This is a genomic window from Buttiauxella cochleicola, assembly GCF_021282435.1.
GTDB classification, from domain to species: Bacteria; Pseudomonadota; Gammaproteobacteria; order Enterobacterales; family Enterobacteriaceae; genus Buttiauxella; species Buttiauxella massiliensis.
Map to the genome: position 1 here is coordinate 482454 of NZ_JAJSOT010000001.1, position 14334 is coordinate 496787.

The window sequence follows — 14334 nt, forward strand, 5'->3', positions numbered from 1 at the left end:
CAATGACATTTGCCCCACAGACATTCGAACAACAGCTTATCGACTGGCGACGTGAGCTCCACCAAAACCCTGAACTGTCCGGCGAGGAAGTGGCAACTACCGCTCGTATAAGGCACTGGCTGGAATCCGCAGGGCTGCGTCTGTTGCCGTACACACTAGCCACTGGTGTGGTGGCTGAAGTAGGGCACGGCGATAAGGTGATTGCGCTGCGTGCTGATATTGATGCACTGCCTATTCATGAAACCAGCGGCGTCTCTTTTAGCTCACAACATGACGGCGTGATGCATGCCTGCGGGCATGATGTTCACAGCAGCGTGATCCTCGGCGCAGCCTTGTTACTTAAGGAGCGTGAAGACCAATTGGCGGGTCGCGTTCGCTTGCTGTTTCAACCGGCGGAAGAAAATTTTACTGGCGCAAAGGCATTGATTAAGGCCGGTGCGCTGGAAAATGTCTCAGCCATTTTTGGAATGCATAACGAACCCGGTTTACCGGTCGGCACCTTTGCCACCAGAGGCGGTGCATTCTATGCCAATGTCGATCGCTTTGTTTTGCGGGTGAAAGGGAAAGGTGCGCATGCCGCTCGCCCACATGAAGGCCACGACCCTATTGTGTTGGCAAGCCAGCTGGTTATCGCACTGCAAACTATCGCCAGTCGCGATATCGATACGCTGGATTCAGTGGTCGTAAGTGTGACACGCATACAGGGAGGTAATACCTGGAATGTACTGCCTGAAAACGTTGAGCTTGAAGGAACGGTGCGCACGCATCATGGCGATATTCAAAAACAGGTCGAGAAACGCATCCGCGAAATTGCTTCCGGCTTAGCCAGTGCATTTGGTGCTCAGATTGACGTGGAGTGGTTTAACGGGCCGGTGACGTTAATCAACGATGAGAAATGGGCGGCATTTTCTATGCAGGTCGCAGAAAGCGTGGGTTACAACACACAAACCTCCGAACTGCATATGGGTGGCGAAGACTTTGCTGTTTATCTGCAAACCATTCCCGGTGCGTTTGTCAGTATTGGTAGCGCCAGCCCTTATGGTTTACATCATTCGGCGTTTAATCCGGATGAGGCATTAATTGAGAATGCGGCGCGATATTTCGCGACACTTGCCGAACAGGCATTACTAAAAAATTAACTATTGCTCATTTGCAGGGGTATCACTCCCCGGGATGCGTGCGGCCAAAATATAGGGGTACATATGTCAAATAATCGACAACTGCGTCTTGGAACAATCTTACATGGCGCATCAGGAAATATGTCGGCATGGCGTCACCCGGCAGCTATTGCTGATGCCAGCATTAGTTTTGAATTTGTGAAAGAGACGGCGTTAAAAGCAGAAGTGGGCAAGCTGGACTTTTTATTTGTCGCAGACGGTTTATATATTAACGAAAAATCGATCCCTCACTTCCTGAATAGATTTGAGCCATTAACGGTGCTGTCAGCATTAGCCAGCGTCACTTCGCATTTGGGGTTGGTTGGCACACTGTCTACCTCCTACAGTGAACCCTTTACCGTCGCTCGCCAGTTTGCAAGCCTTGACCATTTGAGTAAAGGGCGTGCGGGCTGGAACGTGGTGACATCGCCACTGGAAGGCTCGGCGAAGAACTTCTCCCGTGAAAAACATCCGGAACATGCGCTGCGGTATCGCATTGCTGATGAATATCTGGATGTGGTCAAAGGGCTGTGGGATTCCTGGGAAGAAGATGCATTTATCCGTGATAAAGCCAGTGGGCAATTCTTTGACCCCAATAAATTACATACCCTGGATCATCGCGGAGATTTCTTCCAGGTAGCAGGTCCATTAAATATTTCCCGCACGCCGCAAGGGCGTCCGATTGTATTCCAGGCTGGCGCATCAGACGACGGCAAGAAATTAGCCGCCCGCCATGCAGATGCTATTTTCACCCATCATGAAACCCTCGAAGAAGCGCAACATTTCTATCGGGATGTTAAACAACAGCTGGAAACTCATGGTCGCCGTCATGAAGACCTGCACATATTCCAGGGTGTGAGCGTGATTGTTGGCAAAGATGCTGACGATGTGGAGAACCAGTATCAAACGACCGCCGCACTGGTCTCAATTAACGATGCTCTGAATTACCTCGGCCGCTACTTTGAGCACCACGATTTTAGCCAGTATCCGCTTGATGAGCCGTTCCCGGATCTCGGAGACCTGGGGCAGAACAGCTTCCGCAGTACTACAGATGAAATCAAACGTAATGCTCACACTCGCAATCTGACGCTACGCCAGGTGGCACTTGAAGCCGCATCACCGCGCCCACGTTTTTCCGGGACGGCACAGCAGGTGGCAGATGGGTTGCAGCAGTGGTTTGAAAGCTATGCCGCCGACGGTTTCATTATTCAGGGCGGTACACCAGATACCTTCCCACGCTTTGTCGATGAAGTGGTCCCGGTTCTGCAAGCACGCGGGTTGTTCCGCAGGGAGTATCCCGGCACCACGCTGCGCGAAAGTTTGGGCCTGGCAGAACCCGTAAATCAGTTTTCGTAACAAACACCAAACATCACAATAAAAAAGAGAACCTGCTATGCAAAAAATATCGCTAATCCTTGCTATCGCTCTGGCACTTTCTTCGGCACAAACTCTGGCGCAAGAGGTCACCATTAACGGCACTGGCGTCAGCCTCGAAGCCAATAAAACGCCGATTAACACGGCCGTGAATCCATCGGCTGTGGCACAGCTGCCAAAAGATCATCATTTTGCGGTTCCCGGTAAATTCACCGTGGCAGTTGCAGCGCTGAACTCACCACCACTGACCGTGTTTGCTGAAGACAACAAAACGTTGCTCGGCAGCGAAGTCGATATTGCCCGTCTGGTGGCTGACAGCTTAGGACTTGAGCTCAACGTTGTACCCACATCCTGGGAAGACTGGCCATTGGGTGTGGCATCGGGGAAATACGATGCGGCAATCAGCAATATTACCGTGACCAAAGAGCGCAAACAGAAATTTGACTTCGCCACCTACCGTAAAGATTCACTAGGGTTCTACGTGAAAGCCAACAGCCCAATCAAGAAGATTGAGAAAGCAGAGGATATTGCCGGGCTGCGCATTATTGTCGGCTCGGGAACCAACCAGGAATCTATTTTGCTGGCATGGAATGAAGAGAACCTGAAGAAAGGGCTTAAACCTTTCACCCCGGTTTATACCAAAGACGATGCGGCACAAACGCTGGCATTGCAGTCCGGCCGCGCCGATGCGTTCTTTGGCCCCAATGTAACGGGAGCCTGGAAGGCCGCACTCACGCAGAAAACCCAATTAGTTGGCGTGGTTGATGGCGGCTGGCCGAAAGCTGCGCATATCGCCGTAACGTTGAAGAAAGGCAGTGGACTCGTGGAACCGGTACAAACCGCGCTTAATGGCGTCATCAAAAATGGTGATTACCACAAAGTACTGAATCGCTGGGGAGAAGGTGTAGAGCAAATCCCTTCATCAGAAGTTAACCCAGCCGGTCTTGGCGATTAAGGAGCAGAACATGCGTGAACAATTTCGTGATGTTTCACCTGAGGCGCCAGAGCTACAGCCGATCATTGCTGGGTTATTTGGCGAATATGAAGCGCGATACGGGGACTATTTTTCCCGTGATGCCGAAGTCGAACTTACCGAATGGTACCTGGCACCGCAGGGCCTGTTTATTGTTCTGGAGCGTGACGGGGAAATTATTGCCACAGGCGCTTATAAGCCATTCGACGAACAGACAGCCGAAGTTAAACGTATCTGGACGCATCCTGCATTACGCCAACAAGGGCTTGCTCAGCGTGTGATGCGTGAACTGGAAAGTCGGGCGCAGGTTGCCGGTTATCGCCATATCTATCTGACTACCGGTTTTCGCCAGCCAGAAGCGGTGAAACTTTATCTGAGTCTTGGCTACCAACCGCAGTTTGATATTCACCGTAACCGGGAAGAATACAGTGTGGCTCCGTTCGACGGCCGCTTACGTTTTACAAAAGAGTTGGCTCGTCTGAGCAAAACGGCCTGAGGAATACTTATGCATACCCCATCAACGATAAAAGTGGTTCCTGCGCGCTATCCACTCAGAACACTCGGTGCAATTATCGCTCTGTTTGTGCTGGCTGTGGTTATCCAGTCGGTTGCATTTAACCCCCGCTGGGAGTGGAGCGTCTTTGCCCGCTGGTTCTTTGACCCGGTGATTCTTGAAGGACTGGCGCAAACTTTACTGCTGACGCTAATAGGGACTGTGCTGAGTGTCGTGATTGGCGGAATGTTGGCGCTGGCACGGCTTTCATCTTCGTGGCTGCTAAATAGCCTTGCGTGGAGCTATATCTGGCTGTTTCGTTCACTGCCACTGATCGTGGTGCTGATTATTCTCTATAACTTCTCCTATCTGTACGACACGCTCTCGATTGGTATTCCGTTTACCCAAATTCAGTGGGGAAGTTACCAAACGATAAACGTGCTGGGGCAGTTTTCTACCGCCGTGGTTGGGCTGACGTTAGTGCAAAGTGCCTATACTGCCGAGATTATTCGCGGTGGTTTCCTTGGCGTGGATCACGGCCAATATGAAGCGGCAGCGGCATTAGGGTTACCCGCATGGCGACGTACGCTGCGTATTATTCTGCCGCAGGCGCTGCGCACCATCTTGCCTTCAGGTTTTAATGAAATTATCAGTCTCGCTAAAGGCACGGCGATGGTTTACGTGTTGGCGATGCCTGAGCTGTTCTACACCATTCAGATGATCTACAACCGCACTCAGGAAGTGATCCCACTGCTAATGGTGGGGGCGGTCTGGTATCTGGTTATCACCAGCGTACTGTCGCTGATTCAACATCTGGTCGAACGTTGGCTGGCACGTAGTGAGCGCCGCTCGGCGATTAATCAACAAACTCCCGCTCGTAATCCGTCACATCAACCGGTGCTGCAGACTCAGGAGGCCGCCCATGTACCAACCCCATAACCAGACTGGCCAAATTTCGATTACCGGTGTGAGTAAATATTTTGGCCGCCATAAAGCGCTGGATAACGTCTCACTGGAACTGGAACCAGGTTCGGTCACGGTGATACTTGGGCCGTCAGGTTCCGGCAAATCAACCTTGCTGCGGGCGATTAATCATCTTGAACGTGTAGATGAGGGTTTCATCCAGATAGATGGTGATTACATTGGCTATCGTCAGGCTGGCGACAAACTGTATGAACTCAAAGAAAAAGAGATCCTGCGTCAGCGCATTAACGTCGGCTATGTGTTTCAAAACTTCAATTTGTTCCCGCATCTCACGGTGCTGGAAAACCTGATTGAGGCACCGATTGCTCATAAACAACTGAGCCGTAAAGCGGCGATTGAACAAGCCTATCAACTGCTTGATGTGGTGGGGCTGCGTAATAAAGCGGATGCCTGGTCGCGCCATCTTTCCGGTGGGCAGCAACAACGTATCGCCATTGCGCGAGCGCTGGCACTGCGTCCACGCGTGATGCTGTTTGATGAACCTACGTCCGCACTCGATCCGGAACTGGTGGGCGAAGTGTTAGACGTGATTAAAAAACTCGCCCGTTCCGGCACCACGCTGGTGGTGGTGACGCATGAAATCGGTTTTGCCCGGGAAGTGGCGGATAACGTGGTGTTTATGGTCGACGGGAAAATCGTTGAACAAGGCAGCAGCGACGAAGTGCTTAACCATCCACAACATTCGCGAACGCGTCAGTTTTTATCAAAAGTTCTCTAAGGAGCAGTTATGAAATTTGTCCCACTGGCGCTGTTGATAGTGAGTTCGGCGAGCTTTGCACAGGGAAGTCTCGATCTTAAAGCTAATGAAGTGCCGATACATACGGCTAAAGACCCGGTGGCTATCAGTAAAATTCCTCAGGGCTATAAATTTGTTGAGCCGGGTACGCTTACAGTCGCCATTTCAGCACTAAATTCGCCACCGCTGGCGATGCTGGCGAGTGATAACCGCACAAGGATCGGCAGCGATCCTGATATTGCACGTTTGCTGGCTGATAGTTTAGGGCTGAAGCTCAAACTGGTGCCTACCGCCTGGGAAGACTGGCCGCTTGGCATTACATCCGGTCGCTACGATGTGGCACTGGTGAATATTGCGGTAACCGAGCAGCGTAAAACCAAGTTTGATTTTGCGACCTATCGCGTAGATTCGCTGGCATTTTCGGTGAAATCAGACAGCCCAATTCAAAAGATTGCCGGGCCAGCAGATGTTTCCGGCCTGCGTATTATTTTGGGTTCTGGAACCAATCAGGAAAAAATCCTCCTGGGCTGGAATGAACAAAACGAACGTGAAGGGCGTAAACCTGCGCAGCCTATTTACCTGACGGATGACGCTTCCGGCAATTTGTATATTCAGGCGGGGCGTGCAGATGCAACGTTTGGCCCGCAAAGTGTCGCCGCCTACAAAGCGGCATTAACCGGGAAAACGCGTGTTGTGGGGCTTGGGCCTAAAAAAGCGTATGTCGCCACGACTACCAAAAAGGGTAATGGTCTGGTTTATGCGCTACAGGCCGCGCTGGATGGCGCGGTGAAACGTGGCGAATATCAGCAAGTTCTCGACCGTTGGGGAGAAAAGGGCGAAGAAGTTGCGGCGTCTGAGATTAACCCGCCGGGCATTACTTATCCCTAAGCAGTACCTGCTCAATAAACCCGTGAATATCCTCCAGCGCCTGCTCTCTGGCGAGCGGCGCGCTGTCGATAATCAGTTGATCCGAATACCCGTTCAGCAATGCGCCAAGCTGGCGGGTGACACGCAAAACATCCGTCTGGCGGAACACGCCGCTTTCGATGCCGTCATGAATAATACTCGCCAGCAACGCATCCCACTTTTCGGTTAACGCCAGCGCAAAATCGGCATACACCTTGTTATGCACCGCCAGTCGCCACAGCGAACTGTACAACTCCCAAACGGCATCCGCGCGGTCGGGTAAATAGTCTTCGATAAAAACGGATAAACCTTGCTCCGGCGGCAGCGCGCGGCTCTTTTGGGTAAAGGTTTCCAGATCCGCGTACATAAAGCGCGAAAACGCCTCGATGCACAGTGTCTGCCAGTCCGGGAAGTAGTGATAAATGTGGCTACGGGCGATGCCAACTTGCTCCGTAAGCTCACGCGTGGTGACCTTTTCTACGCCCTTTTCGGTGAACAGGGCAATCGCCGCATCAAGAATATTCTCTTTTAGAACAGTCGCTTTTTCTTTCATCACAGTACCTTCGTTGACTTTGAGCAAGTGCTCAAATAGACTCTTTCCATTCGTTGAGCAACCGCTCAAGGATAACAATCTAAGAAATTAAAGTCATGGAAACCTTACAAACCGCTCAACTTAAACCTTCGCGCGGTGCATTAAACACCTTAAAAAAACTCGCCAGACTCCACAGAAAAAAGCTCGTTGTGACGCTGATGCTGGTGGTCGCCGAAAATATTATCTACCTGCTTTATCCGCTGATGGCGGGTTTTGCCATCAACGCCATCATTAAAGGGCAACCGCTACATGCATTGCTGTATGCGCTGGTGGTCTTTGTGATGTGGGCGATAGGCGCTGCACGCCGCAGCATGGATACCCGGACATTTGCCAGAATCTATGCCGGTCTTGCCGTACCGGTGATCCTTGCACAGCGCGAGGATGATCATAGTCATTCGACCATCGCTGCTCGCGTGACGTTGTCACGTGAATTTGTCAATTTCTTCGAAACACACCTGCCGCTACTGATTACCTCTGTCGCGTCAATTATCGGCGCAGTGATTATGTTGCTGACTATCGAGTTTTGGGCAGGTGTCGCTTGTTTTGGCGTGTTGATATTCTTCGCGATGTTTCTGCCGAGCTATACGCGCAAGAACGAAATGTTGTATGAGAAACTCAACGACAGGCTGGAAAAAGAGGTGGGTTTTGTCGGCACAGCCAGTGAAAACACACTGAACAAGCATTACAACTTTTTGGCGCGTGTGCGTATTCGTTTGTCCGACCGGGAGGCATACGGCTATTTATCTATTGGTATTGCCGCAGCGTTCCTGTTCGCGATGACCATTTGGCTTATGACCGTGAAAGGTGTCGGGAACGCCGGGCATATTTACTCTGTCATGACCTACATGTGGATGTTTGCCATGAGCCTTGATGATGGCCCATCTCTGCTTGAGAAGTACTCGCAGCTTAAAGAGATAGGCAAACGCGTTAACACAGGGCTTGTGTAATTAACCCACTTCCGGCAATGCGCCGGATGCAATCAACGCCTGAATCACAATCACGGCGATACCGCAGGCAAATACCAGAATCAGCAACGGTTTGCCACCAGCGACACGGTAGCCAGGCTCTTTTTGAGTCTGGCGACTTTTCCAGACCAAAAGTGACGGGATGATTAGCGCCAGTATTGCCAAAGCAACACCGGCATAACCCAGCGCCATCACAAACCCTTGCGGGTAGAACAGGGCGAAAACCAACGGCGGCACAAACGTCATCAAACCTGTTTGCGCACGGCCCGATGCATTACGTTTACGGTTGAACAGGTCGCTCAGGTAATCAAACAATCCTAACGACACACCCAGGAATGAAGTTGCCAGCGCCAGATCCGCAAACAGATGCACCGCCAATTCGACATGCGGCGAGGCCACCACTTCACGAACCGCCTGCAATAAACCATTCAGCCCTGAATGGTTAGCTAACAGCCCGCTAAACACACCCGAATCAATCGCACCCAGCGTGGCAACTTGCCAGAAGATATAGGCAACTAACGGGATTGCGCTGCCAATGATAAACACCCAACGCAGTTTGCGCAGGTTGCCATCAAGGTAACTGACAATACTCGGTACGCTGCCGTGGAAGCCAAACGAAGTGAAGATCACCGGAATCGCCGAAAGTGCGAGGCCTTTCTCCAGCGGCAATGTCAGCAAATTAGTATGATGGATGTGCGGCATCATCAGCCCCAGCATCACCACCAACATAATCACCTTGGCGCTAAACAACACGCGGTTGAACATATCCACCATATGGGTACCGATGCAAACAATGCCTCCGGCAACAATCGTGAACAGCAAAACCCCAGTGGTGACCGAAATGTTAGTAGAAAACCACTGGCTCAGGCTTGCCGATAACAATTCGCCCGCACCGCTGATATACGCCGCCGTCAGCGCATACATCAGGAACAGCATGCTAAAGCCGGTAAGCCATTGCCCCGGCCGTCCAAGGTAGCGACGGGCAAGGGTGCCAAGCCCGGTGTCTGCGGAAACGTGTTGATAAACTTCGACCAGAAGCAGTGCTGTGTAACACATCAACCCCCACAGGCCGATGAGCAACAGGAAAGTCACTCCAAACCCAACACCTGCTGAAGCCAGCGGCATTGCCAACATTCCTGCGCCAATAGTGGTACCGGCGACGATAAAGATACTGCCAAGAGTGCGATTCTTCACGCTTCCCTCTGAATTTACGCTTGTAATAACGAGATTATGCCGCGCAGGGTAAGGGATTGTTACGACTCCGTCAAATGAGAGTTACATGAGGTGTAATTTTATGTTTACGATATTTTGTTGGTGCTCATATTATTCAGACCGGTAGTGAATGCGAGTCTTTATTTATTGTACCAGGAAGATTCTTGGGGAAATTGTAGTTAAGGAACGGTCAGATACATACCCTACCATTATTGGTGTTTATCCCATTGATTGCTTGACGTTTTATTTATTATTGGCGACATTATTCCGTCTTAAATTCTCAAGCGTAAATAAGTGTCTTTCAGATACTTGTGGCTTTTTGCGTGCAATAAATAAAAAACATACAGCTTATATAAAAGGATTTGTGCAAATGAAAACTAAAAATTTATTTCTCTCTGCCTCTGTTTTAGCCGCCTTACTTCTCAGTGGTTGTGCAAGCGTCCCTTTGGCTCCAGAGCAAGAATCTATTAATGCCAAAGCATTCCCTGCTCCAGAGCAAGATAAAGCTGGGCTATATATTTATCGCGATAGCTTTGCGGGTAAATCGCTTAAAAAAGATGTGTATGTCGATGGGAAATGTGTGGGTGAAACCGCGGACAGAACGTTCTTCTATACGCAGGTAACAGGTAACCAGACGCACAAAATTTCTACTGAGTCCGAATTCTCTCCAAATGATTTGTCGTTATTCATGCAAGCAGGAAAAAACTACTTCATCAGACAATATATCAAGATGGGGGCTTTTGTCGGTGGCGCAGGTTTGAGCGAATCTTCTGAAACCGAAGGTAAGCGCGTAGTTTCCAAACCGGAAGTGAAACTGGCCCAGCAAGGTCACTGCGATAACTAAATAGAAATGCCCCTTTGGATGCGTGAATTTTGCCGTACTGAATTATTGTCTCAGTCTTCAGAATTCACGCCGATAACTCAAACAGTAAAATAAAACGCTGCCTCAACACTAACTGAGGCAGCCAAAGATTAATGCTTGCCAAGATACTCTTTTTCCAGCCGGGCAACAGTGCCGTCCTGCATCATTTTGGTGAGAGCATCATTGATGAATTTCAGCGTCTGATCATCACCTTTGCGCACACCGATGGCGCTATTGGCTGAAAGCATCGGGTCTTTCACTGGCTCACCAGAGAAGGCGTACTCTTTGCCAATGGGTTGGTCGAGAAATGCAGACTGCCCTGAGGTGGCAATGACAAAGGTCGCATCCAGTCGGCCATTGGCTAAATCGCCGTAAATCGACTGCTGATCCGGGTACTCTGTCACGTTGGCACCTTGCGAACGCCATTTCGCATCAGCATATTTCGCCTGCACTGAGCCCTGTAATACGCCAACATTTTTACCACTCAATGATGTTGCCTCAGGCTTCAGTGGTGCACTTTTGGCAGAAATTAAACGGCTGTCGTCTTCATACAATGTCTGGCTGAAGTCGATAACTTTCAGGCGTTGTGCGTTCGGGGCCATCGAGGAGATAACCGCATCGAATTTTTTGGCTTTCAGCCCCGGAATTAAGCCATCAAAACCGGACTCCACCCACTGGCAGGTGACGCCTGCGGTTTTGCAGATCTCATTACCAATCGCAATATCCAGGCCAACCAAACTGCCGTCAGGCTTTTTCGATTCATAAGGTGGATAAGTGGGGTCGGTACCAAAACGTAATGTTTGCGCCTGAACGGACTGGCAGACCGTCAATGCCAGCAACCCACAAACTCCTGCAACGTATTTGTTCATCTTTTACTCCGGTGATAGTCAGTTAGCGCTGTTATGCACAAAGGCGGTCAAGGGCGAGGGTAATGAAATAGCGCACGCCCAGCGGCAGTACATCGTCGTTAAAATCGTATTCTGGGTGATGGCAAAAAACGCCGCCCTGGCCGAGCAGCACGTAAGCACCTGGCCTGCGTAACAAAAACTCTGAGAAATCTTCAGAACCGTTCATTGGCGGGAAACTGCGTAAAACATTGTCTTTGCCAAACACCTTTTCGGCACTTTTTGCTGCGGCCTCGGCCTCGGCCGGATGGTTAACGGTTGCCGGTGAGCCATTGGCAAAACCAACGCTAATCGCGCATTCGCAGGTTTTGGCCACCCCTTCGCAAATTGCCTCAATACGGCGTTTTGCCTGGGCGCGCACCGCCTCGTTAAAGGTGCGCAAGGTGCCAGCAAGTGTTGCATGGGCTGGGATCACGTTCGGCGTGCTACCGGCATGCATGCTACCGATACTCAGCACCGACATTTCTGAAGGAGAGATGGTGCGACTGACTACCGTTTGTAATGCGCAGACCAGTTGTGCTGCGGCAATCACCGGGTCGCGAGTTAGCTCTGGTGCGGAACCGTGCCCACCCACGCCATCGATGCTTATCAACACATCGTCACATGAGGCGAGCATTGCGCCATCCAGCACGCCAAAAGTCCCTGGCGCAAAGTGTGGGGCATTGTGCAGCCCGTAAATTTCATCCCAGTCAAACTGCGTTTCAGCACCAGCCTCCAGCATCGCTAGTGCGCCACCGCCGTTTTCTTCCGCAGGTTGGAACAAGAACACCACTTTCCCGGCAAAATCGCGGTTTTGGCTAAACCACTGCGCCGCACCTAACAACATGGCGGTGTGCCCGTCATGCCCACAGCCATGAAAAGCGCCCGCATGAGTTGAGCGATATTCCGGATTGCCTTCTTCTTCCATCGGCAGCGCATCCATATCCGCTCGTAGAGCGATAGTGCGCCCCTGGCCGCGCTCGCCTTCCACCACGCCAACAACACCCGTGCCGCCAATATTGCGCCAATGGGTGATTCCCCATTGCTGCAGGCAATTTGCGACACGTTCACTGGTGCGAGTTTCTTCAAAAGCAATTTCGGGATGGGCATGTAAATCACGGCGTAGTGCTACTAACTCAGCAATATTTACCGTCAAATCAAGGTTATTGTTCACCACTTATAAAGCCCTCTATTATACTGAGTTCGCAAAACGGCCGGCTTTATGATGCTAGAAGAGACTGAAATCATTGGTCAATTTCCAGTTTCTTATGCCTATAACAAACAGTTATAGCGGAGGGTTTATCAAAACATCTCAATTGCGGATCTTAGTGGCAGTTGCCCGACACGGAACGCTGATCGGTGCCGCTGGTGAGTTGGGGTTATCTCAACCGGGCGTAACGCGCAGTATCAAAGAACTCGAATCCAGATTAGGTGTGCAGTTACTGGTGCGCAGTGGAGCTGGCGTGCGTTTCACTGCATATGGCAACACGCTACTTCGTTACGCGCGCACCGTAATGACAGAAATCAGCCGCGCAGAACATGAAATTGCCGCCATGAAAGCGCAATCCCATGCCAGTTTGAATATTGGTGTCTCTTTGCTTTCGGCAACCGTTCCGGTTTACGAGGCTTTGCGTCGCTTTCGCTTACGCTTCCCGCAGGCCAGAGTTAACGTTCACGAAGGCATGCCTGGGCAAATCATTGATGGATTACGCAATGGCGATTTTGACTTGTGCCTGGCATTTGTGGCGCAAACCGACCCGATTGCTGAGTTTCGCCTGATTGCTTTGCAGCACTGGCCACAAATTCTGGCGGTGGCGGAAGACGACCCGCTGGTCAACGCCACAAACCTGAATCAACTCTCTGAAGCGCAGTGGCTGTGCAGCCACACACGGGAAAGCTGGCAACCGTTCTGGCAAGAACTGGTGGGGGAGCAAAACGTACAGGAACCTGAGCAGGTGAATATTTGCACCTCCTGGGGGCTTTATTCCGCACTGGCGCAGGATGCTAACACCGTCAGCATCTGGCCAGATTTTTTGCTGCACGCTCGCTCAGGGCAAGGCAAATTAGTACCGCTCAATATTCAGAGGCAACTACCCGATATCACCTTTGGTTTTATGCTGCGAAAAGACCAGGTACTGACTCCGGCTTACGAATATTTTATCGACTGTATGGGTCAGGAGCTAAAAGCTTCTGCTTTGTAGCCATCGAGCAAAGTGCAATTCCCAGCGTGATAAGCAGAGCGCTGACGAGATGAAAACCGTGTAACGGTACATTGAGAAACAGCACACTAAACACGCCACCGCTGAGTGGAATAAGGTGCGAATAAACTTCACCACGCGTCGCCCCAATGGCCTGAATACCTTTATTCCACAACAAATATGACAGCCATGACGGGAAAATAACCAGGTAACCCAGCCCTAATAAGAAGCCTGAATTAAAGTAGGCATTAATCTCAGATGCATAGTGGGCCGCCGAATAGAGTGATAACACCGGTAGCAGCACTATTGCGCCAATCGCGGCACTTACCGCAACAAATGCATTCCCACCAACCTGTTTGGGTTTGAGGCGCAAGAACGCGCAGTACAAGGCCCAACTGACAGCCGAACCCATGGTCCACACGTCGCCACGATTGAGGTTTTTAAGCGTATCCATATGCAGAAGGTCGCCTTGCATCACCAGATAGATCACACCCAAAGAGCTAAGCACCACACCATAAATATTGCGTCGTGAAATATCCTCTTTGAAAATAAAATTATTAATCAACAACACTAATGCAGGCGTGGTGGATAAATATATAGCTGCATTTAATGATGAGGTGTATTGCAGGCCGATATATAGCGTCACCGGGAATAACACTTGCCCGCATAAAGCGAGGAAAAACACCGTGTATTTTGCCTCAACCATCGCCTGCCATTGCGCTCTTATCTGCCGGAAATAGAGGCTGATGAGCAACAGGGCGGTGAGCATCCAGCGAGCCTCTGACAGCACAATGGGGTCAACCTGCGCGACCAGTTCGTGGCCCACAACGTAGTTTCCACCCCAGAAACAGGCGGCAAGGCTTAACAGTAAATACGGCATAATTTGAGTTCCAGAAAATGGTTTAATACACTCAGCTATAGATTAAATTCATATAGGCGATTTCACTCAGCTGATAAAGACTGCGTGGGTCTAGCGGTTGGACACCTGATTTTTTCTT

15 protein-coding genes are annotated in these 14334 nt (G+C 50.6%); 10 read left to right on the forward strand and 5 right to left on the reverse strand.

Translation table 11 applies throughout. The features are described 5' to 3' along the window. Window positions 1-2 precede the first annotated feature (2 nt). From LVQ77_RS02240 to LVQ77_RS02265, 7 genes are all read left to right on the forward strand, one after another. The gene (locus tag LVQ77_RS02240) at window positions 3-1139 is read left to right on the forward strand and encodes an amidohydrolase (protein ID WP_232903539.1); all 1137 of its coding nucleotides are present in this window, start codon (window positions 3-5) and stop codon (window positions 1137-1139) included. Between the two features lie 63 nt (window positions 1140-1202). Next, window positions 1203-2513 carry an LLM class flavin-dependent oxidoreductase gene (locus tag LVQ77_RS22435; protein ID WP_503489105.1) on the forward strand — a complete coding sequence of 437 codons (1311 nt, stop codon included), beginning with the start codon at window positions 1203-1205 and terminating at the stop codon, window positions 2511-2513. Window positions 2514-2550: 37 nt separating this feature from the next. Beyond that, a complete protein-coding gene (locus LVQ77_RS22440; protein ID WP_151993536.1) occupies window positions 2551-3486 on the forward strand; it encodes an ABC transporter substrate-binding protein in 936 nt (311 codons plus the stop codon). 10 nt (window positions 3487-3496) lie between these two features. Then, window positions 3497-4000 carry a GNAT family N-acetyltransferase gene (locus LVQ77_RS02250; protein WP_134182543.1) on the forward strand — a complete coding sequence of 168 codons (504 nt, stop codon included), beginning with the start codon at window positions 3497-3499 and terminating at the stop codon, window positions 3998-4000. Between the two features lie 9 nt (window positions 4001-4009). Beyond that, window positions 4010-4936, forward strand: coding sequence for an amino acid ABC transporter permease (locus LVQ77_RS02255; protein ID WP_232863706.1), 927 nt, complete (start codon window positions 4010-4012; stop codon window positions 4934-4936). Continuing rightward, window positions 4920-5699 carry an amino acid ABC transporter ATP-binding protein gene (locus LVQ77_RS02260; RefSeq protein WP_232863707.1) on the forward strand — a complete coding sequence of 260 codons (780 nt, stop codon included), beginning with the start codon at window positions 4920-4922 and terminating at the stop codon, window positions 5697-5699. Before LVQ77_RS02255 ends, LVQ77_RS02260 begins: the two co-directional genes overlap by 17 nt. Before the next feature lie 9 nt (window positions 5700-5708). Beyond that, window positions 5709-6605 (forward strand): transporter substrate-binding domain-containing protein, encoded by an 897-nt coding sequence (locus tag LVQ77_RS02265; protein WP_232863708.1) that lies wholly within the window; start codon window positions 5709-5711, stop codon window positions 6603-6605. On the opposite strand, the gene LVQ77_RS02270 is transcribed toward LVQ77_RS02265, so the two are convergent. After that, window positions 6592-7176, reverse strand: a complete 585-nt coding sequence (locus tag LVQ77_RS02270; protein WP_232863709.1) for a TetR/AcrR family transcriptional regulator — start codon at window positions 7174-7176, stop codon at window positions 6592-6594. The two genes, LVQ77_RS02265 and LVQ77_RS02270, sit on opposite strands and share 14 nt — an antisense overlap. A 95-nt stretch (window positions 7177-7271) precedes the next feature. Here LVQ77_RS02270 and LVQ77_RS02275 point away from each other — a divergent pair, with 95 nt between their 5' ends. Further along, window positions 7272-8162, forward strand: a complete 891-nt coding sequence (locus LVQ77_RS02275) for an ABC transporter six-transmembrane domain-containing protein (protein ID WP_232863710.1) — start codon at window positions 7272-7274, stop codon at window positions 8160-8162. Here LVQ77_RS02275 and tyrP read toward each other — a convergent pair whose 3' ends face one another. After that, on the reverse strand, window positions 8163-9374 hold the full coding sequence (gene tyrP, locus LVQ77_RS02280; protein ID WP_232863711.1) for a tyrosine transporter TyrP: 1212 nt from the start codon (window positions 9372-9374) through the stop codon (window positions 8163-8165). Window positions 9375-9522: 148 nt separating this feature from the next. Here tyrP and LVQ77_RS02285 point away from each other — a divergent pair, with 148 nt between their 5' ends. After that, on the forward strand, window positions 9523-10236 hold the full coding sequence (locus tag LVQ77_RS02285) for a DUF2846 domain-containing protein (protein WP_232863712.1): 714 nt from the start codon (window positions 9523-9525) through the stop codon (window positions 10234-10236). Between the two features lie 128 nt (window positions 10237-10364). Here the strand turns inward: LVQ77_RS02285 and LVQ77_RS02290 are convergent, their stop codons facing one another. Both LVQ77_RS02290 and LVQ77_RS02295 read right to left on the reverse strand, forming a co-directional pair. Beyond that, window positions 10365-11123, reverse strand: a complete 759-nt coding sequence (locus LVQ77_RS02290; protein ID WP_232903540.1) for a transporter substrate-binding domain-containing protein — start codon at window positions 11121-11123, stop codon at window positions 10365-10367. A 31-nt stretch (window positions 11124-11154) separates the two neighbouring features. Next, window positions 11155-12315, reverse strand: coding sequence for an amidohydrolase (locus LVQ77_RS02295; protein ID WP_232903541.1), 1161 nt, complete (start codon window positions 12313-12315; stop codon window positions 11155-11157). Between the two features lie 91 nt (window positions 12316-12406). Between LVQ77_RS02295 and LVQ77_RS02300 the strand changes: the two genes are divergently transcribed. Further along, the gene (locus LVQ77_RS02300; RefSeq protein ID WP_233337884.1) at window positions 12407-13339 is read left to right on the forward strand and encodes a LysR family transcriptional regulator; all 933 of its coding nucleotides are present in this window, start codon (window positions 12407-12409) and stop codon (window positions 13337-13339) included. Here LVQ77_RS02300 and LVQ77_RS02305 read toward each other — a convergent pair. Next, a complete protein-coding gene (locus LVQ77_RS02305; protein ID WP_232863716.1) occupies window positions 13296-14216 on the reverse strand; it encodes a DMT family transporter in 921 nt (306 codons plus the stop codon). The genes LVQ77_RS02300 and LVQ77_RS02305 overlap by 44 nt on opposite strands. Between the last annotated feature and the right edge of the window lie 118 nt (window positions 14217-14334).